General features: G+C 53.4%; 2 protein-coding genes. Both read left to right on the forward strand.

Features of this window, described 5'->3' with window-relative positions; genetic code table 11:
* Positions 1 to 19: 19 nt before the first annotated feature.
* Complete coding sequence (locus DWW33_RS15445) at positions 20 to 760, forward strand: CHC2 zinc finger domain-containing protein (RefSeq protein ID WP_118639826.1); 741 nt, start codon at positions 20 to 22, stop codon at positions 758 to 760.
* Positions 645 to 1,269 (forward strand): VapE domain-containing protein (locus DWW33_RS16075; protein WP_305793762.1); only part of this gene is annotated, 625 nt, incomplete at its 3' end. The genes DWW33_RS15445 and DWW33_RS16075, both read left to right, overlap by 116 nt.

The following is a 1,269-nucleotide window of genomic DNA, read 5'->3' on the forward strand; positions in this document are numbered from 1 at the left end:
ATTTTTATGGAGGGAGCATTTGAATGTATTTGAAGCGGTGAAACAGTCTGTTACCACCCGGCAGGCTGCTTCATTCTATGGAATCCGGGTGGGAAGAAACGGCATGGTCTGCTGTCCATTCCACAATGACCGCACGCCCAGCATGAAAGTGGACAGCCGCTTTTACTGCTTCGGCTGCGGGGCTTCCGGGGATGTGATCGACTTTGCCGCTTTGCTGCATGGATTGGGGAAACGGGAAGCTGCGGTCAGGCTTGCGGAGGACTTCGGCGTTTCCTATGAGAAATCCGGCAATGCGCCGCCAGATAGGAAGCGTCACAACAGGTCACAGTCTCGACAAAAATCAGCGGAGCAGAGATTTCAGGAAACGGAACGGTATTGTTTCCGGGTGCTATGCGATTATCTGCGCCTGCTGGAGCATTGGAAAACAGCATACGCCCCACAGCCGCAGGATGCCATCTGGCATCCTCTTTTTGTGGAAGCGTTGCAGAGGATAAGCTACACAGAATACCTTTTGGATATTTTGTTATACGGAGAAATAGAAGAAAAAGCGGCATTGATCGCCGCACAGGGAAAGGAGGTGCTGCGGCTTGAACAGCGAATTTCAGAGCTTGCCGCCGGAAACGCAGGAAGCGGTCAAAAGGACGATGGACACAATGGAACCGGCGCAAACACCAGCAGAAATCCGGGAAACATTAGAGGGGACGCAGAAAGGCGGCGTGAAGAACAGCATCCGAAACTGCCTGACGGTGTTCCAGCGTGACCCTCTGTTTCGCGGGGCGCTGCGCCTGAACCTTTTGACGGAGCAGATTGACATTGTGAAGCCGCTGGGCTGGGAGCGCACCAGTACCACGCTGACCGACATGGACATGAACTACCTGCTTTTGTATCTGGAAGAAAATTACGGGCTTACCAGCGAGAAAAAGGTGCAGAGCGCCATCAAGATTGTTGCCAATGAAAACCGCTACCATCCGGTCAGGGATTACCTGGACAGCCTGCAATGGGACGGCACAGAGCGCATCCGTTACGCCCTGCATCACTTTCTGGGAGCCGATACGGACGAATACACCTATGAAGCCTTGAAACTGTTCCTGATGGGAGCCATCCGGCGGGTATTCAGACCGGGGAGCAAGTTTGAGGTCATGCTCTGTCTGGTTGGTGGTCAGGGAGCCGGGAAATCTACCTTTTTCCGGCTGCTGGCAGGCAGGGACGAATGGTTTTCAGACGATTTGAAAAAGCTGGACGATGAAAATGTGTACCGCAAGCTGCAAG

Origin of the sequence: Roseburia sp. AF15-21 (genome assembly GCF_003479505.1) — a bacterium.
In the GTDB taxonomy this organism is placed as follows: Bacteria; Bacillota; Clostridia; order Lachnospirales; family Lachnospiraceae; genus Roseburia_C; species Roseburia_C amylophila.